Consider the following 22,969-nt stretch of genomic DNA (forward strand, 5'->3'; position numbering starts at 1 on the left):
GGGTCCGTCAGAGATCGAGTCCGCGCCCGATGATGTCCTTCATGATCTCGTTGGTGCCGCCGTAGATCTTCTGCACGCGCGCATCGAGATACGCTTTCGCGATGGGGTACTCGCGCATGTAGCCGTAACCTCCGTGCAGCTGCAGGCAGCGGTCGATCAGTTCGACCTGTTTGTCGGTGGTCCAGTACTTCGCCATGGCGGCTTCCTGCACCGTGAGCGCACCGTCGTTGAGCAGTTCGATGCACTTGTCCACGAACACCCGGGCCAGGAGCGTCTCGGTCGCGAGTTCGGCGAGTTCGAACCGCGTGTTCTGGAACTTGCCGATGGACTTGCCGAAGGCCTTGCGGTCGCGGCAGTACTGCGTGGTGTCCTCGAGGACCTGCTCCATCGCCGCAGCGGCGACCACCGCGATCGACAGCCGTTCCTGCGGAAGGTTCTGCATCAGGTAGATGAAGCCCATCCCTTCCTGGCCGAGCAGGTTGGCTCCGGGAACCCGGACGTCGTTGAAGTGGAGTTCGGCCGTGTCCTGCGCATCCAACCCGATCTTGTCGAGATTGCGACCGCGTTCGAAACCGGCCATGCCGCGTTCGACGACGAGCAGCGAGAATCCCTGCGCTCCCTTGTCGGGGTCGGTACACGCGACGACGATCACGAGATCGGCGTTGATCCCGTTGGTGATGAACGTCTTCGACCCGGTGAGGATCCAGTCGTCACCGTCACGCACGGCGCGCGTCTTGATCCCCTGCAGGTCACTGCCGGTGCCGGGCTCGGTCATGGCGATCGCGGTGATGATGTCGCCCGAGCAGAAGCCGGGCAGCCACCGCTTCTTCTGCTCGTCGTTCGCCAGGTTCAGTAGGTAGGGCGCGACGACGTCGTTGTGCAGCATGAAGCCGACACCGCTGTAGAGCCCCTTGGTCGTCTCCTCGGTGAGCACGACGTTGTAGCGGAAGTCGTCGACACCGCCGCCGCCGTACTCCTCCGGAACGGCCATGCCCAGGAATCCCTGCGCGCCCGCCTTCTTCCACACTTCACGATCGACGATCTTGTCCTTCTCCCACTGCTCGTGGAAGGGGGCCACCTCCTGTTCGAGGAACTTCCGATACGAATCGCGGAACAGTTCGTGCTCGGGCTCGAAAAGGGTGCGTTCCATCTGCGCTCCTGTGTGTGACGTCGTCGGACGAATCCCACGGTAGGTTCGCGCGCGCGGGCGTGACGCTGACAGGACCGAGCGAGTTTTGTGACCGAACGCATCTCGTGGCGGCGGCCGTGACGATCATCCCTTCAGATCGGCGAGGCGTCGCAGAAGCGGGTATGCGACGAGGATTCCCACCGAGCCCCAGGCGATGCCACCGAGTTCGACCGATCCGATCGACAACGTGAGGTCCCCGATTCCCGCGACGAGCGCCGCGGCGGCGACGGTGAGGTTGACGGGGTCGGTGAAGTCGACCTTCGCGTCCATCCAGATCCGGACACCGAGAATGCCGATGAGGCCGTAGAGCACCAGGGTGGCGCCCCCGAGAACTCCGTCGGGAACCGTGAACACCAGGGCACCGAACTTCGGGGAGAACGCGAGCACGATCGCGGTCACGGCAGCAACCCAGTACGCCGCGGTCGAGTAGACCCGGGTCGCGGCCATCACCCCGATGTTCTCGGCGTACGTGGTGGTTCCCGACCCACCACCGGCACCCGCGAGGGTGGTGGCCAGACCGTCCGCCAGCAACGCGTCGCCGGCCACACCGTCGAGGTTGCGCCCCGTCATGGCGGCGACCGCCTTGACGTGCCCGACGTTCTCGGCGATCAGGACCACGACGACGGGCAACGCGACCAGGACGACCGACAGCTCGAACGTCGGCGCGTGGAACTGGGGAACGCCGAACCAGGCCGCGTCCCCGAGCGCGTCGACCCGATCCGGTGCGAGACCGCCGGTGACCGCGGCGAACACCCAGCCGATCACCACTCCCACCAGGATGCCGAGTCTGCCGAGCAGTCCGGGGCCGAGGACGGTGACGACCAGGATCGACGCCAGTGTCACCGCGCCGATCAGCGGCTGCGCCTCGAAGGACCCCGCCGCGGTGGGCGCGAGGTTGAGACCGATCAACGCGACGACCGCGCCGGTGACCACCGGCGGCATCACCGCGTCGATGACGTGTGACCCGAGTGCTTTCACGATCAGCCCGACGATCACCAGGGCGACACCCGCCGCTACCACGCCGCCGAGCTGCGCGCCGACGCCGTGCGATGCGGACGCCGTCAGCGGGGCGATGAACGCGAAGGAGGACCCCAGGTAGCTCGGCACCCGACCGCGGGTGATCACCAGGAACAGCGCGGTACCGATGCCCGAGAAGAACAACGTCGTCGTCACCGGGAATCCGGTGATGGTGGGCACCAGCAGCGTCGCCCCGAACATGGCGATCACGTGCTGCATGCCGATGCCGATGGTCCGGGGCCACGACAGGCGTTCGTCGGGTGCAACCACCGTTCCCGCAGTGATCCTCCGCCCGTCGCCGTGCAGGGTCCAGCCGACTCCCAGGCCTTGCCCGGTCGGCTTCACTCGTTCGTCCACGTCGGGAATCGTAAGGGCACACCCCGTGTCGCCGGCGACGACCGCCGAACTCACCCGAGCACGCGGGCTGCCTCCGCCCGGGCCGCGGCCGGATCCGTGGTCGCGAGCGCCGCCGCCGCGGCGTCCCGGCACGCGTCGAGGGTGACCGACGCGAGTCGCGCGCCCACCCCGGCAACCGCGGGGGCCGCGCAGGACAGCGAGGTGATGCCGAAACCGGCGAGGACACAGGCCAGGAGCGGATCAGCGGCCGCTTCGCCGCACACCCCGACAGGTTTTCCGACGGCTCGTCCCGCCGCGGCGGTCTGCGCGACCAGCGCCAGCACCGCCGGTTGCCAGGGGTCCGTCAGAGCCGCGAGCGCCGGTGACATCCGGTCGGCGGCCATCGTGTACTGCGCCAGGTCGTTGGTCCCCACCGACAGGAAGTCCACGTGGTCGAGCAGGCGTTCCGCCAGCAGGGCGGCTGCCGGCACCTCGATCATCACCCCGGGCACCAGGTCGCGGGCACGAACCCGCTGGGCGAACGCGGCGGCCTCGGCGACGGTGGCGATCATCGGTGCCATCACCCACGGCGTGACTCCGGTCCTGCGTGCCGCCTCGGCGACCGCGTCGAGTTGCCGATCCAGGATGCCGGGTGCTACGTCGTCCACGCGGATGCCGCGTATGCCGAGCGCGGGATTGGGTTCGTCCGGGTGGGTGGCGAAGCGCAGGGGCTTGTCGGAACCGGCGTCGAGCGTACGGAGCACGACCTTGCGCCCGTCGTAGGCGGCGAACACCTCGGCGTAGATGTCGGCCTGCTCGGCGACGACGGGTTCGGTGGCGCGGTCGAGGAAGCACAGCTCGGTGCGGAACAGTCCGACACCTTCGGCCGGTGTGTCGCGCGCGGCCCGGGCCCCGGCTCCGTCCTGGACGTTCGCGAGCACCGCGACCGCGTGTCCGTCGGCCGTGGCGCCGGGGCCGGTCCACGCCGCGATCCGGTCGCGTTCGGCGCGGTCGCGTGCCACCTCCGCTTCGGCGACCTCCCGGTCCGGCTCGACGACGACGCGTCCCGTGGCTCCGTCGACGAGCACCACCGTCCCTTCGGCGACGGTGTCGGTGCCCGCGGCGGCGACGATGCACGGGATACCCAACTGCCGCGCGATGATCGCGGTGTGGCTGGTGGGACCACCGAGGACGGTGACGATCCCGACGATGTACCGGGCGTCGAGCGCTGCGGTGTCGGCCGGGGCGAGGTCGGCCGCGAACAGGACCGACGGAGAGGTCGGCAACGCGAGACCCGGTTCGGGCCGACCGTCCAGTTCGGCGAGCACGCGGTCGCGGATGTCGATGAGATCGGTGGTGCGTTCGGCCTGGAGTCCGCCGATCTTCTCGAACATGACGACGAACCGGTCGGTCGCGGCGATGGTGGCGGCTGCTGCGTCCGCACCACCCCGGATCTGTGTTTCGGCAGTGCTCCGCCACGCACGGTCCTGTGCGAGAACGGCGGTGGCGTTCAGCACCTCGGCGGCCGCACCGGTCGAGGCCTCGGCTCGGGCCCGCAGCCGACCCGTGACCGCATCGACCGCGGTGACGAACCTGGCGATCTCGGCGTCACGTGCGGTGTCGGGAATCGTCGCGAACTCGGTGGGGACCGGCACACGCACCTCTGGGCGCACGACCGGCCCGCACCCGACGCCGGGGACCACCGGCGTGCCGCGCAGTACGGATACCGCCTTGTCCATCGAACTCTCCTCACCATCGGCGCACTGTGTGACCGAGATTACTCCGAGCCATTGACATGTCAACACATACAGGCGTAAAACAACATAAACCAACATTCATGACGGAGGAGTTCGGGTGTACGCGGAGGAACGGCAACAGGCGATCGCGGATCTCGCGACCCGACGCGGCCGTGTGTCGGTCGCCGATCTCGCAGATCGCTACGGGGTCACCTCCGAGACGGTCCGACGCGACCTCGCCCTGCTGGAACGACTCGGTCACGTCCGCAGGGTCCACGGCGGCGCAGTTCCGACCGCATCACTGACCGTGACCGAACCCGGACTCGCCGAACGCGACCACACCCGCGCGGCCCACAAGGACCGCATCGCCTCCGCCGCGGCTGCCCACCTCCCCGGATCGGGCGGCAGCGTCGCGTTCGACGCCGGCACCACCACCGGCCGAATCGTCGCGGCACTCCCCACCGACATCGATCTGACCGTCGTGACCAACGCCGTGCCGATCGCCGCCAGACTGGCCGGTCTGCACTCGGTTCGGCTGCATCTCGTCGGCGGCCGCGTTCGCGGCACCACCCAGGCCGCCGTCGGCGCCGAAGCACTCCGGTTCCTCGACACCGTGCACGTCGACGTCGCGTTCGTCGGTACCAACGCCCTGACCGTCGGGCACGGCCTGTCCACACCCGATTCCGAAGAGGCCGCGGTCAAACGCGCAATGGTCGCCGCCGCCGACCGCGTCGTCGTCGTCGCGGACTCGTCGAAGATCGGTCGACGCCACCTCATCAGCTTCGCGCCGCTGAGCGCCGTCGACGTACTCGTCACCGACGACGAGATCGACGACACCGACCGGATCTCACTGATCGAACACGGAATCGAGGTGGTGACGGCATGATCGTCACACTCACCGCCAACCCGAGTCTCGACCGCACGATCGGGCTCACCGGCCCCCTCGTCCGCGGCGCGGTCCACCGGGCCGCGACCACCGCCGTGGACCCCGGGGGCAAGGGCATCAACGTCGCCCGTGTCCTCCACGGTGCCGGGCTCCCCGTCCTCGCCGTCCTGCCGGCCGACGTCGGCGACCCCCTCCTCGCCGAGCTCGACGAACGCGGCATCCCCTACCGTGCCGTGGCTGCGTCGGGTCCCGTTCGGGTGAACACCACGATCGCCGAACCGGACGGCACCACCACCAAACTCAACACGCCGGGCGCCGCGTGCCCGGCCGGAACCCTCGACACTCTCCGACACACGCTCCTCGACCACGCCGACGGCGCAGCGTGGACCGTCCTGTCGGGGTCCCTCCCGCCGGGCGTGCCCGACGACTTCTACGCCGATCTTATCGGCGGTCTCCGCGGATCGGGTTCCCGGATCGCCGTCGACACCTCGGAGGCGCCCCTGCTCGCACTCGCCACGCGGTTCCCGGAATCCGCGCCCGACCTGATCAAACCGAACACCGACGAGCTTGCTCAGCTCACCGGCACCGACCCGAGCGCACTCGAGAACGCTGCCGCGACCGGCGACATCGACCCGGCGGTGTCCGCGGGGCGCGCGCTCGTCGAGCACGGTGTGGCCGCGGTCCTCATCACCCTCGGCGCCGCAGGCGCGGTGCTCGTCACCGCTGACGGTGCGTGGCGGGCGTCCGCACCCCCGATCACCGCGCGCAGCACCGTCGGTGCCGGTGATTCGTCCCTGGCCGGCTACCTCGTCGCGGAACGCGACGGTGCCGGTCCGGCCGACCGTCTCCGCCACGCCGTCGCGTACGGCAGCGCCGCCGTCTCGCTGCCCGGAACCGGGCTTCCCGGACCGGGCGACGCCGATCCCACCGCCGTCACCGTCACTGCCGTCAACCCGGTGACACCGTCACCGCGCCCACTCCCCCACTCCTGAAGGATCCCTCATGTCAGACAACCTCTCCGGCCGCGATCCGGCGGGTCCGGCGATCCTCGTCGAGGACTTCGTCGCGCTCGACGCCGACCTCGGCGCGGACCGGGATGCGGTGATCGGCGCACTCGCCGACCGGCTCGCCGCGGCGGGCCGCACCACCGATCGCGACGCGCTCGTCGCGGCGGTCCTCGACCGCGAGGGCAAGTCCGCCACCGGGCTGCCCGGTGGCATCGCGATCCCCCACTGCCGCGACGCGTCGATCACCACCGCGTCCCTCGGATTCGCCCGATTGTCCCCGAGGGTGGACTTCGGGGCCTCCGACGGCCCCGCAGACCTGGTGTTCCTCATCGCCGCGCCCGAGGGCGCCGGCGCCGAGCACATGAAGGTGCTCACCGCCCTCGCGCGGGCACTGGTCCGCCCCGAGTTCGTGGCCTCTCTGCGGGCCGCCGACACCGCTACCGACGTCATCGCACTCGTCCAAGGTGTGCTGCCGCCGTCGGCTGCGGCCTCGACCGTGCCCACCGCGCCGGACGGCGCCCACGAACCGGCTCCGCCCGACGGCGACGCCCGCCCGTCTGCCGACGGGCGGAACCCGGCGGTGTCGATCGTCGCGATCACCGCATGCCCGACGGGGATCGCCCACACCTACATGGCCGCCGACGCCCTCACCGCTGCCGCCGACCGCGCCGACGTCACCCTCCACGTCGAGACGCAGGGATCGAGCGGGAGCACCCCGCTGCCGGCGGAGGTGGTCGCGAGTGCCTCGGCCGTCATCTTCGCCACCGATGTCGGTGTGAAGGGTCGTGAGCGGTTCGCCGGCAAGCCGATGATCGCGTCCGGCGTGAAACGCGCGATCAACGAACCCGACACGATGATCGCCGAGGCGGTGCGGGCCGCATCGGATCCGCAGGCCGCACGGGTCGAGTCCGGTGCGGACGGCGCCCACGACGCCACCGGTTCCGGTGACGCCGGGGAACTCGGGTGGGGAACGCGGTTGCGTCAGATCCTGCTCACCGGCGTCAGCTACATGATTCCGTTCGTGGCTGCCGGCGGACTCCTCATCGCACTCGGATTCCTGTTCGGTGGTTATGACATCTCCGAGTCCGCGGCCGACATCGTCATCGGGAACTCGTTGACGAATCTGCCCGACGGCGGTCTGACTGTCTATCTGGGCGCGGTGCTCTTCCAGATCGGGAGTCTGTCGTTCTCGTTCCTCGTACCTGCGCTCGCCGGTTACATCGCCTTCGCCATCGCCGATCGCCCCGGTCTCGCGCCGGGGTTCACCGCGGGTGCGATCGCGGTGTTCGTCGGCGCCGGCTTCATCGGGGGTCTCGTCGGCGGCATCATCGCCGGTTTCGCAGCGCTGTGGGTGGGGCGGATCCCGTTGCCCACCTGGGCGCGCGGTCTGATGCCCGTCGTGATCATCCCGCTGCTCGCGAGCCTGATCGTCGGTGCGGCGATGTTCCTGGTTCTCGGGCGTCCTCTCGCTGCGATCACGACCGGCCTGACGGACTGGCTCAACGGGCTCTCCGGTGGCTCCGCCGTGGCGCTCGGTGCGATTCTGGGCCTGATGATGTGTTTCGATCTCGGGGGTCCGGTCAACAAGGCCGCGTATGCATTCGCCGTCGCCGGCCTCGACGTGAGCAACCACGCATCACTTCAGATCATGGCGGCGGTGATGGCGGCGGGCATGATCCCGCCCCTGGCAATGGCCCTGTCGTCGATGGTCCGTCCGGCGCTCTACAGCCCCGCCGAGCGGGAGAACGGGAAGGCTGCCTGGCTGCTCGGCGCGTCGTTCATCTCCGAGGGTGCGATCCCCTTCGCCGCGGCGGATCCGTTGCGGGTCATTCCCTCGATGATGATCGGCGGCGCTGTCACCGGCGGTCTCATCATGGGCACCGATGTCACGCTCAGCGCACCGCACGGCGGCGTCTTCGTCATCTTCGCGATGGGCAACGTCGCCTGGTTCTTCGTGTCTCTCGCCGCCGGCACGATCGTCGCGGCGGCCTGTGTCACGGCAGCGAAGCAATTCATCCGCACCGCACCCGCAGCGCCGCCGGTCGGCGTCGGATCCCGACCCGTCGCCGCATGATTCCGATCCACCCGTCGATCCCCGTTCGAAGGAGAATTCCCATGGCCAGTACCACCGTCAAGGTCGGATCGTCGATCGGTCTGCACGCCCGCCCCGCCGGGATCATCGCCGAGGCCGTCGTCGCGGCCGGTGTTCCCGTCACGCTGGCCGTCGACGGCGGTGAACCCGTCGATGCCGGATCAGCGCTGCTGATCATGACGCTCGGGGCGGCGCAGGGCGTCGAGGTGACCGTCACGTGCGATGATTCCGAGGTCCTCGATCGGGTCAGCGCACTCGTCGCCGCCGATCTCGACGCCTGAATCCGCGCCATCCGGCGAACCCGGCCGCCGCGGCGACGATGATGATGCCCGCTGTCACCACGACCGCGGGCACCGTCGCGTCGCCCGTCCCGGCCTCCTCGTCCACCGTCCCGGTCTTCGGATCGTCCACGACGGCACGGTCGTCGAGCAGCGCGGTGACTCCGGGCCACATCGTGATCGGGGGACGCACCGTCGTCGCGCCGACGGTGACCGTCTCCGATCCGGTGAGCAGATCACCGTGCTCGGTGAACGCGACAGCTTCGCCCTGCGGTTCGCCCGGAACCGGGATTCGCAGGTCCGGCCCCGACACCAGTGCGCCCGCGAGGTCACCGTCGGACACACGGAACAGATGGACGTCGGTGTAGGTGCGGACGGCCGCGACGGTGCCGTCCACGCTGACCGCACCCCCGGTGATCAGAGTCGAGGATCCTCCCGGGATCGGCCCGCCCGGCGTGTCCGTGGGACCGAGCGTGAGGGAACCGACCTTCTCGAGTGCGGTCGGTCCCGGTGACCCGAGGTCGGCGATGGTGCGTCCCCGCACCGGCCGGTAGATCCCGCTCGCGCCGAACAACGACTTCGTGACGATCACCGGAACCCCGTCGGCACCGACGAGTACGGCCTCCGCATCGTGCGCCCGGTCCGGATACGTCAACCTGTGCAACTCTCCGCTGCCGTCCTCCGGGTCCAGCGAGATCAACGCGATCGTCTGTCGGACCGCGGTGTTGTCGCCGAAGTCCGCGAGCCACAGCCGCCCGTCCGGCCCCGCTGCGAGATCCTCCACATCGTACGGGTCGACCGGTGACGGAAACCTCTGGACCACAGCGCATTCCGAGTCGAGCTCGACCACGGACTCGTCGTCTCCCGCGTCGGGTGTCGCGAACAATCGACCACCCAGAACAGCCAACCCGGACAACTCGTCGAGTACCGGATCGGCCGGGGTGCACAGCGGTTCCGGCACGACGTCGGCGACCGCGACGTCCCCGGACGGTGTCGCACCCGACAGCGCCGGAACACCCACCGGGAGCGCCGCGACCACCGCGACGACTCCGACGAGCACCGCGACGCGCGGAACGCGCATCAGGCCGCGTACTCGCCCAGCGCCGAAGCCAACGCGAGCGGTACCTTCGCATGGACGCGGGTACCGTCCGCCTCGTGCGCCGACGTGAGGATCTGGCCGTCCGAGTGGATGCGTGCGAGCAGGTCGCCGCGCGTGTACGGCACGAGCACCTTCACCTCGACATCCGGGTCCTCGACCAATCCGGCGAGTCGCTCGCGGAGATCATCGATCCCCTCCCCGGTGTGCGCCGACACGAACGCCGCATCGGGCAACAGTCCCCGCAGTTGGGTGAGGACGACCGGATCGGCCGCATCGACCTTGTTGACCACGATCAGTTCCGGTGGCGGCGGCACCTCCGATTCGCGCAGCACGTCGGTCACCACTTCGCGCACCGCCTTGATCTGGTCCGTCAGCATCGGATCCGACCCGTCGACGACGTGCAGCAACACGTCGGCGTCGGCGACCTCTTCGAGGGTCGAGCGGAACGCCTCCACCAACTGTGTCGGCAGATGCCGCACGAACCCGACCGTGTCGGTGAGCACGATGGCGCGTCCGTCGGGCAGCGCCGCGCGCCGTGTCGTGGGATCGAGCGTCGCGAACAGGGCATCCTGCACGAGCACGCCCGACCCGGTCAGCCGGTTGAGCAGGCTGGACTTCCCGGCGTTCGTGTAACCGACGATGGCGACGGACGGAATTCTGTTGCGCAGCCGCCGGGTGCGTTTCGTGTCACGCGCCGCCTTCATCGCCTTGATCTCGCGGCGCAGCTTCGCCATGCGTTCCCGGATCCGGCGACGATCGGTTTCGATCTTCGTCTCGCCCGGCCCACGCAGCCCCACACCGCCGTTGCTGCCCGCGCGACCACCGGCCTGCCGGGACATGGACTCGCCCCACCCACGCAACCGCGGCAGCATGTACTCCATCTGCGCGAGCGAGACCTGCGCCTTGCCCTCCCTGGACGTGGCGTGTTGCGCGAAGATGTCGAGGATCAGCGCGGTGCGGTCGATGACCTTGACCTTGACGACCTTCTCCAGTGCGGTGAGCTGCGCCGGCGTCAGCTCACCGTCGCAGATGACCGTGTCGGCGCCGGTCGCCAGCACGATCGAGCGGAGCTCGTCCGCCTTGCCGGAGCCGATGTACGTGGCAGCGTCCGGTTTGTCCCGCCGCTGCACGACGCCTTCGAGGACCTCGGATCCGGCGGTCTCGGCGAGAGCGGCGAGTTCGGCGAGGCTCGCATCCGCCTGGGCTGCGGTGCCGCCGGTCCAGACACCCACGAGCACGACCCGTTCGAGTCGCAGCTGCCGGTATTCGACCTCGGTGACGTCCTCGAGTTCGGTGGACAGTCCCGCGACACGGCGCAGTGCGCTGCGGTCGTCGAGCTGCATCTCACCCACCGACGGATCGTCGGTGGCCCGGATTCCGATCTCGTGCGGGTCGATCGGGCCGGTGTCGTCGGTGTGTACGGTGCGCGATGTGTTCGTCATACAGGATCCATGATCCCACGAAGCCCGACGGGGTGCATTCGAGTTTCCGGTCGGCGTCGTGGGCCTCCCGTCCACCGTGTCATCCCAGTGTGTTCCACCAGCCGTCGGACACCGTGCCTGTCGCCACGAGCACCGACGGCCCGCGCAGCCGGGCCCGACCGGATTCGATGCGTACCTCGACCTCACCGCCCGGGATCCGGACCCGGACGACACCGTCGTCGTCACCGCTGTGACGCAGCGCGGCTGCGGCCGCGGCGACCGTGCCGGTGCCGCACGACCGGGTCTCCCCGACCCCGCGTTCGTACACGCGCATGTCGACACCACCGGAGACGAGCGGCGTGAGGATCTCGATGTTGACGCCCCGAGGGAAGAAGCCCGGGTCGAAGCCGGGCGTGCCGAGGTCAAGTGCGGCGAGGCTCTCACCGGTGAGTGCGGGATCGACGCACGCCAGATGCGGGTTGCCCACATCGATGCCGATACCCGGGCAGGTGCGACCACCGATCGTCGCGGCGGACTCCCCGAGGTACCCGACCACCCCCATGTCGACGGTGATCTCCCCATTCACGGGACCTGCCGTGTGTACCTGTACGGGGCGGGCCCCCGCCCGGCTGCCGACGACGAACTCACTGCGCGGGTCGAGACCGCGAGAGGCGAGGTAGTGCGCGAAGACGCGCACACCGTTGCCACACATCTCGGCGATCGATCCGTCGGCGTTGCGATAGTCCATGAACCAGTCGTCGGCATCGACGCCGGCGGGCAACTCGGCGAGCACACCCGCTCCGAGAAGCGCGCCCGCGCGAACGACGCGCAGGACCCCGTCCGCACCGAGTCCGCGCCGCCGATCGCACAGGGCCGCGACACGACCGGGGGTGAGATCCAGCCGGACGTCCGGGTCGGGAAGGATCACGAAGTCGTTCTCGGTGCCGTGTCCTTTGCTGAACTCCATGCCGATCAGCCTATCCGGGCGGAGGCGGGCCCACCGCGGCGGAGGTCACCGCCGACATCGCCGATTCGGTGAGGTCGGCGGCCGCTCCGTCGAGCCAGTGGATGCGCGGGTCGCGGCGGAACCACGACCGTTGGCGACGGACGTAACGACGGGTACCGATGAAGGTGCGTTCGCGCGCGTACCCGAGGTCGCAGTCGCCATCGAGAAACTCGAGGACCTGCGCGTATCCGATCGCGCGGCGCGCGGTCACGCCGTCTCGCAGTCCGTCCGCGGTGAGCGCGCGTACCTCGTCGACCAGGCCCTGTTCGAACATCAGGTCGGTGCGCCGCGCGATCCGCTCGTCGAGTTCGGCGGTGTCGCGGTCGACACCGACGATCACGGTGTTCCACCGCGGCGTCCCGATCGTCGGCTGCGATGCGGCGAACGGTTGTCCCGTCAGCTCGACGACCTCGAGGGCCCGCACCATGCGACGCCCGTCGGTCGGCAGGATCGTGGCCGCGGCCGCAGGGTCCGCTCGCCGCAGCGCAGCGTGCACCGCGGCGGGTCCGCCGTCGGCGAGCAGCGCTTCCCACCTGGCTCGGACCTCCGGGTCGGTGGCGGGGAACCGCCATTCGTCCAGGAGCGCCTGGACGTACATCATGGAACCGCCGACGACGATCGGGACACGACCGCGCGCGAGGATCGCCTCCACGTCGCGGCCCGCAGCCTCCTGATAGCGCGCGACGGTCGCCGTCTCCGTGACGTCGAGTACGTCGAGTTGGTGGTGGACGATTCCACGACGCTCCGCGACCGGCAGTTTCGCGGTGCCGACGTCCATGCCGCGGTACTGCTGCATGGCGTCGATGTTGACGATCTCACCACCGAACTCCTCGGCGAGGTCGAGGGCGAGAGCCGACTTGCCCGTCGCGGTGGGTCCGACCACGGCGATCGGGCGCAGATCCCGCGTCACGGTCGCCACGTCCCCACGTGGTAGCCGACGCCGTAGGGCGCATCCGAATACAGCACGTCCACCGCGGACGGCGGCGTTCCGAACACCGCGGCGAGTGTCTGCCACGCCGCGCGCCCCTCGAGGCCGATCTCGGCGCACACGTGCGGGTCGAGGTCCGCCAGGGCGGCGAGGTCACCGCCGACGAGTGCCGCCGCGAGCGTGGCCTCGACGTCACCGGCCCTCGGGTCGAAGGATCCGGGTGCCTTCGGGGTGAGGGTGGTGGCACCGTCGGCGACGATCAGCAGCGCACGCGGCGTGCGGTCGCCATCGATCCGTGCCCGCAGGGCGGTCCCGAACGCCGCGCAGTCCGACGGCGTCGTATCCGCCGCGAGCACGTGCACCTCGGCGTGCACGTGCGGGGCGGTGAGCCCGCGCAGCCAGCCGGCGATCAGTCCGGTCAGCGGCATCATCGGATCCGCCGGTCGCGGCGCGGCGGACCCGACACCGGGGGCGAGCCGGACGGTCACGTCCGCACCGAAACCTGCGAACGTGCCGACCGCTCCGGACTCCACATCCGCGTCGGCATCGCCGACGCCGACCACGATCCACTCCTGCACGTCCGAGACCCCCGACGCCGCGGCCGACACGGCGTCACGCAACTCGTCGGTCTCACCGGTCGCGAGTCCGACCAGCTCCGGTACGAGAAGCGGTGGGGAGGGCACGAACGCGGCGGCGATCAACACATCGGCCACGGTAGTCGACCGGACCGCACGCCCCGCGAGGGCGGGACCTGTTTCAATAGGGGGCGGATACGGTGACGGCACCTGCCGTGACCCGACGGCGGTAAGCGATGCGACGAGGCAGCCGTGCCGCGCGGCAGAGATGAGGTAGCGATGACCGACCCGAATGCACAGGACGCAACACCGGCGTCGACGGACGCACAGTCCCGGCCGAAGCCCGGTGCTGCACCGCGGCCGGGCCCGACCGCCGCCCATCCGGCGGCACCGAAGCCTCATCCGGCGCCCTCGCACACCCATCCCCACGTGCCGTCCGTTCCGGCGAGCGATCCGAGCCGGTTCGGGCGCGTCGACGACGACGGCACCGCGTGGGTGCATACCGCGGACGGGGAACGCTGCATCGGATCGTGGCAGGCGGGGGACGCAGCCGAAGGACTCGCGCACTTCGGCCGCCGCTACGACGATCTGGCCACCGAGGTCGGACTCCTCGAAGCCCGGCTGAGTTCCGGTTCGGGCGACGCGAAGAAGACCCGCGCGGCAGCGCAGGCACTCGCGGAGGGCCTGCCCACGGCGGCGGTGATCGGCGACATCGACGCGCTCGCCGCGAGACTGACGACGATCATCGAGGATTCCGAGAAGGCAGCACAGGCCGCGAAGGACGAGCGTGAGCACCAGCGCGCCGAGAACACGGCACGCAAGGAAGCGCTGGCGGCCGAGGCCGAGCAGATCGGCGCCGAGTCCACCCAGTGGAAAGCCGCCGGCGACCGGCTGCGGCAGATCCTCGACGAGTGGAAGACCATCCGGGGTGTCGACCGGAAGGTCGACGACGTGTTGTGGCGCCGCTACTCGAAGGCACGGGAATCCTTCAACCGTCGGCGCGGCGCCCATTTCGCGGAACTCGACCGCGAGCGTGCCGCGGCACGCGGCCGAAAGGAGGATCTGGTCGCTCGCGCCGAGGCCCTCCAGGATTCCACCGACTGGGGTGCGACGGCCGCCGTGTTCCGCGACCTGCTGGCCGAGTGGAAGGCCGCGGGTCGCGCGCCGCGCGACGCGGACGACCAGCTCTGGAAGCGTTTCAAGGGCGCGCAGGACGTGTTCTTCGCGGCCCGGAACGCAGCCTCCGCGGAACGGAACGCCGAGTTCGAGGAGAACGCCCACGCGAAGGAAGCGCTGCTCGAGGAGGCGACGGCCATCGATCCTTCGGCCGATCTGGATGCGGCCCGCGCCCGGCTACGTGAGCTGCAGGACCGGTGGGAGGAGATCGGCAAGGTTCCCCGCGAACGGATGCACGACCTCGAGAGCCGTCTGCGCGCGGTCGAGAAGCGGGTTCGGGAGGCAGCCGACAGCGAGTGGCGGCGTACCGATCCCGAGGCCCTCGCGCGGGCCGCGCAGTTCCGTGAGCGCGTGAGCCAGTTCGAGGAGCAGGCCGCGAAGGCTGCCGCGAACGGGCGCACCCGAGAGGCCGAGGCGGCCCTCGCGCAGGCGCAACAGTGGCGGGAGTGGGCGGAGACCGCGGAGGGCGCGGTCGGCGAGCTCTGAACGGCTGATCGAGAAGTTCCCGCTACCGCGCCGGGCGTTCGCCACGGTTCCGGCCGCAGCCCGGACCGAACCGGTAGCGGGAAACTTCCGTCGAGGTCGGGGAGGTCAGGGAGTTCCGGTGCCGTAGAGGCCGCGACGGTCCTCCTCGGCTGCGATCTCACGGAGCCGCGCCTCCGCTTCGAGTTGCGTCGAGGTGCGCGCCCAGACCACACGAACCCAGTGGAAGGTGAGGACGGCGACGGCGAGCCAGCCGAGGAACAGTCCGATGCCCGCGCCCGCTCCGACGGCTTCCCCGTCGACCACCGCGACGGTCTGCCGCGACCATACCGACAGCATTCCGAAGATGATGGACACCGCCGATCCCGCGACCGCTCCCCACGCGATGAACCATCGGCGGGTCACGAGCGCGAGAATCGACCCGACGCCACCGAACACGAGTGCCAGCCAGACGAACACCCGGGACGGCAGCGCGATCGCTTCGGCGCGCGCGTCGGGCGCGTACGCGAGGACCTCCCAGCCGTTCGCGCTGCCGGCGTGCGGCAGGCTGAACGAGGCCAGCAACACGAGGACCGCGACGGCGACGAACAGCGCACGGACGCCGGGGTCGATCTCGTTCGCGATCCGGCGTTCCGCGGCTTCGAGGTCTGCGCGGTTCGCGGCGCCGGGGTCACCCGTCGTCATGATGAACATCCAATCTGCGTCGGGAGGGGGTCGGGCATACCGACCGTGGGAAGACCCAGACCGACACCGATCGGTGCGGTCTTCGGCAGGCGGCCCTGTTCGAAGTGGTCGCCGGCGCGCGTACGCCGGTGGGTCAGGATCGGAGTGTCGGCGACGAGGTGATGCGGTGCGGCATCGCTGACGACGACCGTGACGACGTCACCGGGACGCACCGCGGTGTCGATGTTGCCCGCGGGCCGGAAGTGGACGAGTCGGCCGTCACGTGCACGACCGCTCATCCGCGCGGTCTCGGCGTTCTTGCGGCCCTCCCCCGCAGCAACCAGCAACTCCACCTCGGTGCCGACGAGTTTGCGGTTCTCCTCGAGCGTGATGCGTTCCTGCAACTCGATGAGCCGCTCGTAGCGTTCCTGCACGACGGCCTTCGGCAACTGCCCGTCCATCTCGGCCGCGGGAGTACCGGGCCGTTTCGAGTACTGGAAGGTGAACGCGCTGGTGAACCGAGCCTTCTCGACGACCTCGAGGGTGTCCTGGAAATCCTCCTCGGTCTCACCGGGGAACCCGACGATGATGTCGGTGGTGATCGCGGCGTGGGGCATGGCCGCCCGCACCCGCTCGATGATCCCGAGGAACTTCTCCTTGCGGTAGGACCGACGCATCGCCCGCAACACCCGGTCGCTGCCGGACTGCAACGGCATGTGCAGCTGAGGGCACACGTTGGGGGTGGAGGCCATCGCGTCGATGACGTCGTCGGTGAACTCCGCCGGATGCGGCGACGTGAACCGGACGCGTTCGAGACCGTCGATCTCGCCGCAGGCGCGCAGCAGCGCCGCGAACGCACCGCGGTCGCGGGGCTGCCCGGGATCGGCGAAGGACCTGCCGTAGGAATTGACGTTCTGCCCGAGCAGTGTCACCTCGAGGACACCTTCGTCGACGAGGGCCTGCACTTCGGCGAGGATGTCGCCCGGCCTGCGGTCGACCTCCTTGCCGCGCAGCGACGGCACGATGCAGAACGTGCACGTGTTGTTGCAGCCGACGGAGATCGAGACCCAGCCGGCGTACGGCGATTCGCGTTTCGCGGGGAGAGTGGACGGGAACGCCTCGAGCGCGTCGAGGATCTCCACCTCCGCCTTGCGGTTGTGGCGTGCGCGGTCGAGCAGCGCCGGAAGGTTGCCGATGTTGTGGGTGCCGAACACGACGTCGACCCACGGCGCCTTCTTCACGACGGTGTCCCGGTCCTTCTGCGCGAGACAGCCGCCGACTGCGATCTGCATCCCGGGATTCTCGTCCTTGACAGGGCGCAGGTGGCTGAGGTTTCCGTAGAGCTTGTTGTCGGCGTTCTCCCGCACCGCACACGTGTTGAAGACGACGAGGTCCGGCGAGTCACCGGCAGCCGCACGAACGAAACCGGCATCCTCGAGCAGGCCCGACAGGCGCTCGGAATCGTGTACGTTCATCTGGCAGCCGTACGTGCGGACCTCGTAGGTCCGGGCAGCGTCGGGACCGGCCGGCACGGCGGGGGCATCTTCGTCGATCAATGACACGTTTCAGGGTATCTCACGCGACGGTGTGGCCCGCATCGCGGCAACCGCCGGACACCCCACGCACGGGCGTCACCTGTGCCGCCGTAAAAATTCCGGGACGAACCGCGCGGCTCGGTCCCGAAATGCGAAGGTCGGGGGCGTCGACGGCCTAGTGTCGTGTCCATGTCAGCAGCGCCAGCAGGGTCGGAGAAGTCGCCCGGTGAGCCGGGGACCGACACACCGATGATCTCGATGTCCGCCGTCAACAAACACTTCGGATCGCTGCACGTCCTCCAGGAGATCGACATCGTGGTGCCACGGGGGCAGGTCGTGATCGTGGTGGGTCCGTCCGGATCCGGGAAGTCGACGCTGTGCCGGACCATCAACCGACTCGAACCGATCGACTCCGGTGAGATCCGGGTCGACGGCAAGGTCCTCCCCGCGGAGGGCAGGGCGTTGGCGGCGCTGCGCGCCGACGTCGGCATGGTGTTCCAGTCGTTCAACCTGTTCGCCCACAAAACCATCCTCGAGAACGTCATGCTGGCGCCGGTGAAGGTGCGCAAGCAGCCGAAGGACGAGGCCCGCAAGAACGCCTTGGCACTGCTCGAGCGCGTCGGTATCGCCAACCAGGCCGAGAAGTATCCCGCGCAACTGTCGGGCGGTCAGCAGCAACGCGTCGCCATCGCCCGTGCACTCGCGATGAACCCGAAGGTGATGTTGTTCGACGAACCGACATCGGCCCTCGACCCGGAGATGGTGCAGGAGGTCCTGGACGTGATGACCGCCCTCGCCAAGGAGGGTATGACGATGCTCGTGGTCACCCACGAGATGGGCTTCGCCCGTAAGGCCGGCGACCGCGTTCTGTTCATGGCCGACGGCCGCATCGTCGAGGACACCGATCCCGATACCTTCTTCACCGCTCCGAAGTCGGATCGGGCCAAGGATTTCCTCGGCAAGATCCTCAGTCACTAGGCGCCTCGCTCACCGACCACATCAGGGCACGACACACATCAGGGCACGACACAGCACACGGAGGTATTCGATGAAAGTCTCCCGTTCGATCCGCGTCGCCATCGGTGCGGTCGCCGTCGCGCTGGCCGCCACGGCCTGCGGTGGTGACGAATCGCGCAGCGTCACCGAATCTGCCGCCGACGGCACCCTCACGGTCGGGATCAAGTTCGACCAGCCCGGCCTCGGTCTCCGCAACCCGGACGGCACCTTCAGCGGATTCGACGTCGACGTCGCCCGATACGTGGCGGACCAGCTCGGTGTCTCGGAGGAGAACATCACCTTCAAGGAGGCCCCGTCGGCACAGCGCGAGACGCTGATCCAGAACGGGGAGGTCGACTACATCGTCGCGACGTACTCGATCACCGACTCCCGGAAGGAAAAGGTCGATTTCGCAGGGCCGTACTTCGAGACCGGCCAGTCGTTGCTCGTGAGGGTGGACGACACCGAGATCACCGGCCCCGAATCCCTCAACGACGGAAAGATCCTGTGCTCGGTCGCCGGCTCGACGCCCGCGCAGAACATCAAGGAGAACTACGCCCAGGATGTGCAGCTGCAGGAGTTCGACACGTATTCGCTCTGTGTCGAAGCCCTGCGCAGCGGGGCGGTCGACGCGGTGACCACCGACGCCGTCATCCTTGCCGGGTACGCAGCGCAGAGCCCCGGCTCGTTCAAGCTCGTCGGCGACACCTTCACGACCGAGCTGTACGGCATCGGCCTCGCCAAGGGTGACGACGAGTCGCGTAACCAGATCAACGACGCGATCCAGGAGATGCTGGACAGCGGAGCGTGGGAAGCCGCGTACGAGGAGAACCTCGGTGCCTCGGGCTACCCGATTCCGGACAAGCCGATGATCGATCGGTACTGATCTGCTCGGTGAGGTCGTCCCGGCCGGTTCTCGACACACACGCGAGCCTGCCGGGACACCCACCCCGTCCCGTTCCTTCCATCCCGGAGTCGACCTGTGGATCTGTTGAGCAAGTACGGCAGTCAGTTGCTCGAAGCATTCTGGACGACCATCCAGCTGACGGTGCTGTCCGCGATCGCCGCACTGATCCTCGGTACCGTCCTCGCCGCGATGCGCGTGTCCCCCATCCCGATCGCCCGCGCAATCGGTACCGCATACGTGACGGTGTTCCGCAACACGCCACTGACACTGATCATCCTCTTCTGTCTGTTCGTGATCACGCAGACGCTTCAGATCCGTCTCGCGTCGCCGTCGTCACCGACGTACGTCGCGGACAACAACTTCCGACTCGCAGTCCTCGGCCTGAGCGTCTACACCGCGGCGTTCGTGTGCGAGTCTCTGAGGTCGGGCATCAACACGGTCCATATCGGCCAGTCCGAGGCCGGCAGGTCTCTCGGTTTGACGTTCGGCCAGAACCTGAGGTTGGTCGTGTTACCTCAAGCGTTCCGCGCGGTCATCGCACCACTCGGGTCCGTTCTCATAGCCCTGACGAAGAACTCCACGATCGCCTCCGTGATCGGTGTCGCCGAAGCGTCGCTGTTGATGAAGACGATGATCGAGAACGAGGCCGCGATCTTCCTCATCGGCGGTATCTTCGCCCTCGGTTTCGTGATCCTCACCCTCCCGATGGGCCTGCTGTTCGGATGGCTAGGCAAACGATACGAGGTGGCCCGATGACATCCAGCAGCACCGTCCTCTACGACGCGCCCGGCCCGCGCGCCCGCGCCCTCTACCGAGTGTTCTCCGCCACCGTCGTCGTCCTTCTCGTCGCCGCCGGATACTTCGTGTACCGGGCCCTCGACGACCAGGGTCAGCTCACCGCCGAAAAGTGGGATCCGTTTCTCGAGTCGACGAGTTGGACGACGTATCTGATTCCCGGTATCCGCGGCACGTTGCTCGCCGCCGCCCTGTCGATCGTGCTGGCATTGCTCCTCGGCGCAGCACTCGGCATCGGACGCCTGTCCGATCATCGTTCGGTCCGCATGGCATCGGGATTCATCGTGGAGCTGTTCCGCGCGATTCCGGTTCTGATCCTGATGATCTTCGCCTACCAGGTGTTCGCCGAGTACCGCCTGTTCCAGTCGCAGTACCTGGCACTCGCTGCGGTCGTGACCGGATTGACCCTCTACAACGGTTCCGTCATCGCCGAGATCGTGCGCGCCGGCATCAACTCGCTGCCGCGCGGGCAGACGGAGGCCGCAGGCGCTCTCGGAATGCGTAAGAGCCAGATCATGCGGATCATCCTGTTACCGCAAGCCGTCACCGTGATGCTGCCCGCGATCGTGTCGCAGATGGTGATCGCACTGAAGGACTCGGCCCTCGGTTACCTGATCGGCTACGTCGAACTCGTTCGACAGGGCCAGCAACTGGGTGCGTACTTCCAGAACTATCTTCCTTCACTGCTGGTCGTCGCCGTTATCATGATCATCCTCAACAGTGCGCTCACGCGTTTCGCGACCTGGCTCGAGAAGCGATTGCGGTCGAGCCGTCGTGGCCGCGGAGTAGCGACTCCGGCAGAACCCGCGACGGTGACCGCGGCGCCCGGCATGGACATCACCGGTACGGCTCGCTGACTCGCTCGTTCATTCGGTCGGCAGATCGTGGGTATGGCCGTCGAGTTCGTCGCGGACGACCTCGAAGGCCATACCCTGCGCGAACCCTCGGCGGGCCAGCATCCCGACGAGGCGCCGCACGAGCCTGTCGCGTTCGGCAGCGATCTCCCGACGGTCACCCTCGGTCGGGAGCGGCGCCTGGGTCCGCAGCTTCTTGCGGACGAGTTCGGCGGCGCGCTCACGCTCGGACGCCGCATCGATTCCGTCGAGCGCTTCGGCAGCATCGTCGTCGCTGACGCCCTTGCGACGCAGCTCCAAGGCGATGGCTCGTTTACCCTTGCCGGAGAACAAGTGTCGCGACCGCGCCCATTGCTGGGCGAAGTCGGCGTCGTCGATCAACCCCACTTCGGCCAGACGGTCGAGGGCCCGCTCGGACACCTCGGGGGCGAACCCCTTCTGCTCGAGTTTGGTGGCGAGCTCGGCGCGGCTGCGCGCGCGGTCGGTCAGCAGGCGCAGGCATACGTCCTTGGCCTGCGCCTCGGTTCCCCCACCGGGGCCCTCGCCGTCGGTTCGTCGCCGGCCACGCCGCGGGCGGCCCGTCCGTGCGCCGTGGTTCGTACCCGGTTCGTCCCCGTCCGGTTCGCTCATACCCGGCACGCTAGACGACGCCACCGACCGAGTTCCGATCTGCACCCGACGACCGCGGGTCTCCACCCAACCAGGTGACGACCACCCCGTACACGAGCTCGGCGAGCCGGTCGTATCCGGCCGAACCGGGGTGGGCGCCATCTCCGGAACGAACCTCGCCCAGCCAGACCGGATCGGTCACCAGATGCGAGAACACCGGAACGTAGGGAACATTCCGCGCTGCGCACACGAGCGCGAAGCGTTCGTCGAGGGTGGCCGTGCGCACGTTCTGGTCCCCGTCGGCGATCGGCGGCGGCCCCACGACCAGCATCCGCCATCCCCGCGTGGCCGCCTCGCCGAGCACGTGCGTCAGGTGCGCCACCGCATCATCGGTCGGGACGCGTGTCGAATCGTCCTGAGCGGTCGTGTCGTTGACCCCGAACGAGACGATCACACGATTGTCGAATCCCGCCGGCAGGCGCACGACGGCTTCGTCGAGCCACCGGTTCCGCACGTCCGCGGAGGTGTCACGGCGGACACCCAGGTTGTAGACGGTGAGATCGACACCCGACCCGAGAGCGCGTTCTCCCACGCGACCGACCCAGCCGCGACACTGTGGGTCGCCGACTCCCGCAACGAAGGAATCACCGAACACACACAGGCGGACGGGAAGTGGGTTCACGGCGGAATCCTCTCGTGCTGCGCCGACGGCGCGGGGCCGATGGGATCGGTCGTCCCACCGGCCCCGCGTTCGATTCGGTCTAGAAGTCGGCCTTGTCGTCGTCGCCCTCGGCGTCGGTGACGAGCGCTCCGATCCCGAGCTTCTCCTTGATCTTCTTCTCGATCTCGTCGCGGATGTCGGTGTTCTCGAGGAGGAACTTGCGGGCATTCTCCTTGCCCTGCCCGAGCTGGTCGCCCTCGTAGGTGTACCAGGAGCCGGACTTGCGGATGAAGCCCTGCTCGACACCCATGTCGATCAGCGACCCTTCCTTGCTGATGCCCTGACCGTAGAGGATGTCGAACTCGGCCTGCTTGAACGGCGGCGAGACCTTGTTCTTCACGACCTTGACGCGGGTGCGGTTGCCCACGGCGTCGCCACCGTCCTTGAGTGTCTCGATGCGTCGGACGTCGAGACGGACCGAGGCGTAGAACTTCAAAGCCTTACCACCGGTGGTCGTTTCAGGCGAGTTGTGCACCATGATGCCGTCGACGAAGTAGTTGTGGTTGCCTTCGACCTCGATGTCGAACCGGTGCATCGATCCGGTCTGCGGCGCGACGTGCACGTCGAGGACCCGGGCCGGCACCAGTCGCTGTTCGGGTTCGACGAACGACGGCTCCACCGTGGACAGTCCGCGGAACCTCGGCAGGAGCTTGTGCTCCA

Annotated in this window: 22 protein-coding genes; 9 read left to right on the forward strand and 13 right to left on the reverse strand. The window is 68.7% G+C overall.

Annotation, left to right across the window (positions count from 1 at the left end; translation table 11 throughout):
* Nucleotides 1-7: 7 nt before the first annotated feature.
* The 3 genes from LDQ05_RS04785 to LDQ05_RS04795 all read right to left on the reverse strand — a co-directional run bounded on the left by LDQ05_RS04785 (nucleotide 8) and on the right by LDQ05_RS04795 (nucleotide 4,281).
* Entirely contained in the window at nucleotides 8-1,150 is a 1,143-nt protein-coding gene (locus LDQ05_RS04785; protein WP_226435745.1) for an acyl-CoA dehydrogenase family protein, read from the reverse strand.
* Nucleotides 1,151-1,273: 123 nt separating this feature from the next.
* Nucleotides 1,274-2,563 (reverse strand): uracil-xanthine permease family protein, encoded by a 1,290-nt coding sequence (locus LDQ05_RS04790; RefSeq protein ID WP_226435746.1) that lies wholly within the window; start codon nucleotides 2,561-2,563, stop codon nucleotides 1,274-1,276.
* 50 nt (nucleotides 2,564-2,613) lie between these two features.
* Nucleotides 2,614-4,281: a putative PEP-binding protein gene (locus LDQ05_RS04795; protein ID WP_226435747.1), complete on the reverse strand. Its 1,668-nt coding sequence runs from the start codon at nucleotides 4,279-4,281 to the stop codon at nucleotides 2,614-2,616.
* Between the two features lie 115 nt (nucleotides 4,282-4,396).
* Between LDQ05_RS04795 and LDQ05_RS04800 the strand changes: the two genes are divergently transcribed.
* The 4 genes from LDQ05_RS04800 to LDQ05_RS04815 are packed head-to-tail and all read left to right on the forward strand — an operon-like array spanning nucleotide 4,397 to nucleotide 8,544.
* Complete coding sequence (locus tag LDQ05_RS04800) at nucleotides 4,397-5,164, forward strand: DeoR/GlpR family DNA-binding transcription regulator (protein WP_226435748.1); 768 nt, start codon at nucleotides 4,397-4,399, stop codon at nucleotides 5,162-5,164.
* A complete protein-coding gene (locus LDQ05_RS04805; RefSeq protein ID WP_226435749.1) occupies nucleotides 5,161-6,156 on the forward strand; it encodes a 1-phosphofructokinase family hexose kinase in 996 nt (331 codons plus the stop codon). Before LDQ05_RS04800 ends, LDQ05_RS04805 begins: the two co-directional genes overlap by 4 nt.
* 10 nt (nucleotides 6,157-6,166) lie before the next feature.
* Nucleotides 6,167-8,245, forward strand: coding sequence for a PTS fructose transporter subunit IIABC (locus tag LDQ05_RS04810; protein ID WP_226435750.1), 2,079 nt, complete (start codon nucleotides 6,167-6,169; stop codon nucleotides 8,243-8,245).
* A gap of 41 nt (nucleotides 8,246-8,286) precedes the next feature.
* Nucleotides 8,287-8,544 carry an HPr family phosphocarrier protein gene (locus tag LDQ05_RS04815; protein WP_226435751.1) on the forward strand — a complete coding sequence of 86 codons (258 nt, stop codon included), beginning with the start codon at nucleotides 8,287-8,289 and terminating at the stop codon, nucleotides 8,542-8,544.
* Here the strand turns inward: LDQ05_RS04815 and LDQ05_RS04820 are convergent.
* The 5 genes from LDQ05_RS04820 to LDQ05_RS04840 form a co-directional block, all read right to left on the reverse strand.
* Nucleotides 8,510-9,622 (reverse strand): hypothetical protein, encoded by a 1,113-nt coding sequence (locus tag LDQ05_RS04820; protein ID WP_226435752.1) that lies wholly within the window; start codon nucleotides 9,620-9,622, stop codon nucleotides 8,510-8,512. The genes LDQ05_RS04815 and LDQ05_RS04820 overlap by 35 nt on opposite strands.
* Nucleotides 9,622-11,082, reverse strand: a complete 1,461-nt coding sequence (hflX, locus tag LDQ05_RS04825) for a GTPase HflX (protein WP_226435753.1) — start codon at nucleotides 11,080-11,082, stop codon at nucleotides 9,622-9,624. The genes LDQ05_RS04820 and hflX overlap by 1 nt, the downstream gene beginning before the upstream one ends.
* A 79-nt stretch (nucleotides 11,083-11,161) precedes the next feature.
* The gene (gene dapF, locus LDQ05_RS04830) at nucleotides 11,162-12,028 is read right to left on the reverse strand and encodes a diaminopimelate epimerase (RefSeq protein WP_226435754.1); all 867 of its coding nucleotides are present in this window, start codon (nucleotides 12,026-12,028) and stop codon (nucleotides 11,162-11,164) included.
* Between the two features lie 10 nt (nucleotides 12,029-12,038).
* Nucleotides 12,039-12,986 carry a tRNA (adenosine(37)-N6)-dimethylallyltransferase MiaA gene (miaA, locus tag LDQ05_RS04835; protein ID WP_226435755.1) on the reverse strand — a complete coding sequence of 316 codons (948 nt, stop codon included), beginning with the start codon at nucleotides 12,984-12,986 and terminating at the stop codon, nucleotides 12,039-12,041.
* The gene (locus LDQ05_RS04840) at nucleotides 12,974-13,699 is read right to left on the reverse strand and encodes a class III extradiol dioxygenase subunit B-like domain-containing protein (RefSeq protein WP_226435785.1); all 726 of its coding nucleotides are present in this window, start codon (nucleotides 13,697-13,699) and stop codon (nucleotides 12,974-12,976) included. The genes miaA and LDQ05_RS04840 overlap by 13 nt, the downstream gene beginning before the upstream one ends.
* 150 nt (nucleotides 13,700-13,849) lie before the next feature.
* Between LDQ05_RS04840 and LDQ05_RS04845 the strand changes: the two genes are divergently transcribed.
* Nucleotides 13,850-15,232, forward strand: a complete 1,383-nt coding sequence (locus LDQ05_RS04845; protein WP_226435756.1) for a DUF349 domain-containing protein — start codon at nucleotides 13,850-13,852, stop codon at nucleotides 15,230-15,232.
* 105 nt (nucleotides 15,233-15,337) lie between these two features.
* Here LDQ05_RS04845 and LDQ05_RS04850 read toward each other — a convergent pair whose 3' ends face one another.
* Nucleotides 15,338-15,913: an Rv2732c family membrane protein gene (locus tag LDQ05_RS04850; protein ID WP_226435757.1), complete on the reverse strand. Its 576-nt coding sequence runs from the start codon at nucleotides 15,911-15,913 to the stop codon at nucleotides 15,338-15,340.
* Entirely contained in the window at nucleotides 15,910-17,454 is a 1,545-nt protein-coding gene (miaB, locus tag LDQ05_RS04855; protein WP_226435758.1) for a tRNA (N6-isopentenyl adenosine(37)-C2)-methylthiotransferase MiaB, read from the reverse strand. Before miaB ends, LDQ05_RS04850 begins: the two co-directional genes overlap by 4 nt.
* Nucleotides 17,455-17,676: 222 nt before the next feature.
* Here miaB and LDQ05_RS04860 point away from each other — a divergent pair, with 222 nt between their 5' ends.
* From LDQ05_RS04860 to LDQ05_RS04875, 4 genes are all read left to right on the forward strand, one after another.
* Complete coding sequence (locus tag LDQ05_RS04860) at nucleotides 17,677-18,405, forward strand: amino acid ABC transporter ATP-binding protein (protein WP_226435786.1); 729 nt, start codon at nucleotides 17,677-17,679, stop codon at nucleotides 18,403-18,405.
* A gap of 70 nt (nucleotides 18,406-18,475) precedes the next feature.
* Nucleotides 18,476-19,309 carry a glutamate ABC transporter substrate-binding protein gene (locus LDQ05_RS04865; RefSeq protein ID WP_226435759.1) on the forward strand — a complete coding sequence of 278 codons (834 nt, stop codon included), beginning with the start codon at nucleotides 18,476-18,478 and terminating at the stop codon, nucleotides 19,307-19,309.
* A 96-nt stretch (nucleotides 19,310-19,405) separates the two neighbouring features.
* On the forward strand, nucleotides 19,406-20,086 hold the full coding sequence (locus LDQ05_RS04870; protein ID WP_226435760.1) for an amino acid ABC transporter permease: 681 nt from the start codon (nucleotides 19,406-19,408) through the stop codon (nucleotides 20,084-20,086).
* Nucleotides 20,083-20,982 (forward strand): amino acid ABC transporter permease, encoded by a 900-nt coding sequence (locus LDQ05_RS04875; protein WP_226435761.1) that lies wholly within the window; start codon nucleotides 20,083-20,085, stop codon nucleotides 20,980-20,982. Before LDQ05_RS04870 ends, LDQ05_RS04875 begins: the two co-directional genes overlap by 4 nt.
* A 9-nt stretch (nucleotides 20,983-20,991) precedes the next feature.
* On the opposite strand, the gene LDQ05_RS04880 is transcribed toward LDQ05_RS04875, so the two are convergent.
* The 3 genes from LDQ05_RS04880 to LDQ05_RS19990 form a co-directional block, all read right to left on the reverse strand.
* The gene (locus LDQ05_RS04880; protein ID WP_226435762.1) at nucleotides 20,992-21,609 is read right to left on the reverse strand and encodes a regulatory protein RecX; all 618 of its coding nucleotides are present in this window, start codon (nucleotides 21,607-21,609) and stop codon (nucleotides 20,992-20,994) included.
* Nucleotides 21,610-21,619: 10 nt separating this feature from the next.
* The gene (locus tag LDQ05_RS04885; RefSeq protein ID WP_226435763.1) at nucleotides 21,620-22,270 is read right to left on the reverse strand and encodes a GDSL-type esterase/lipase family protein; all 651 of its coding nucleotides are present in this window, start codon (nucleotides 22,268-22,270) and stop codon (nucleotides 21,620-21,622) included.
* Nucleotides 22,271-22,349: 79 nt separating this feature from the next.
* Nucleotides 22,350-22,844 (reverse strand): hypothetical protein, encoded by a 495-nt coding sequence (locus LDQ05_RS19990; RefSeq protein ID WP_443711520.1) that lies wholly within the window; start codon nucleotides 22,842-22,844, stop codon nucleotides 22,350-22,352.
* Nucleotides 22,845-22,969: the final 125 nt, after the last annotated feature.

Source organism: Rhodococcus yananensis (assembly GCF_020515525.1).
In the GTDB taxonomy this organism is placed as follows: Bacteria; Actinomycetota; Actinomycetes; order Mycobacteriales; family Mycobacteriaceae; genus Rhodococcus; species Rhodococcus yananensis.

What these genes read in the sequence shown, in the direction of transcription:
- LDQ05_RS04860 (WP_226435786.1), top strand. Translation starts at nt 17,677, where the DNA reads ATGATCTCGATGTCCGCCGTCAACAAACACTTCGGATCGCTGCACGTC.
- LDQ05_RS04820 (WP_226435752.1), bottom strand. Translation starts at nt 9,622, where the DNA reads ATGCGCGTTCCGCGCGTCGCGGTGCTCGTCGGAGTCGTCGCGGTGGTC.
- dapF (WP_226435754.1), bottom strand. Translation starts at nt 12,028, where the DNA reads ATGGAGTTCAGCAAAGGACACGGCACCGAGAACGACTTCGTGATCCTT.
- LDQ05_RS04805 (WP_226435749.1), top strand. Translation starts at nt 5,161, where the DNA reads ATGATCGTCACACTCACCGCCAACCCGAGTCTCGACCGCACGATCGGG.
- hflX (WP_226435753.1), bottom strand. Translation starts at nt 11,082, where the DNA reads ATGACGAACACATCGCGCACCGTACACACCGACGACACCGGCCCGATC.
- LDQ05_RS04875 (WP_226435761.1), top strand. Translation starts at nt 20,083, where the DNA reads ATGACATCCAGCAGCACCGTCCTCTACGACGCGCCCGGCCCGCGCGCC.
- LDQ05_RS04785 (WP_226435745.1), bottom strand. Translation starts at nt 1,150, where the DNA reads ATGGAACGCACCCTTTTCGAGCCCGAGCACGAACTGTTCCGCGATTCG.
- LDQ05_RS19990 (WP_443711520.1), bottom strand. Translation starts at nt 22,844, where the DNA reads ATGCACCGGTTCGACATCGAGGTCGAAGGCAACCACAACTACTTCGTC.
- LDQ05_RS04850 (WP_226435757.1), bottom strand. Translation starts at nt 15,913, where the DNA reads ATGACGACGGGTGACCCCGGCGCCGCGAACCGCGCAGACCTCGAAGCC.
- LDQ05_RS04845 (WP_226435756.1), top strand. Translation starts at nt 13,850, where the DNA reads ATGACCGACCCGAATGCACAGGACGCAACACCGGCGTCGACGGACGCA.
- LDQ05_RS04795 (WP_226435747.1), bottom strand. Translation starts at nt 4,281, where the DNA reads ATGGACAAGGCGGTATCCGTACTGCGCGGCACGCCGGTGGTCCCCGGC.
- LDQ05_RS04815 (WP_226435751.1), top strand. Translation starts at nt 8,287, where the DNA reads ATGGCCAGTACCACCGTCAAGGTCGGATCGTCGATCGGTCTGCACGCC.
- LDQ05_RS04880 (WP_226435762.1), bottom strand. Translation starts at nt 21,609, where the DNA reads ATGAGCGAACCGGACGGGGACGAACCGGGTACGAACCACGGCGCACGG.
- LDQ05_RS04810 (WP_226435750.1), top strand. Translation starts at nt 6,167, where the DNA reads ATGTCAGACAACCTCTCCGGCCGCGATCCGGCGGGTCCGGCGATCCTC.
- LDQ05_RS04865 (WP_226435759.1), top strand. Translation starts at nt 18,476, where the DNA reads ATGAAAGTCTCCCGTTCGATCCGCGTCGCCATCGGTGCGGTCGCCGTC.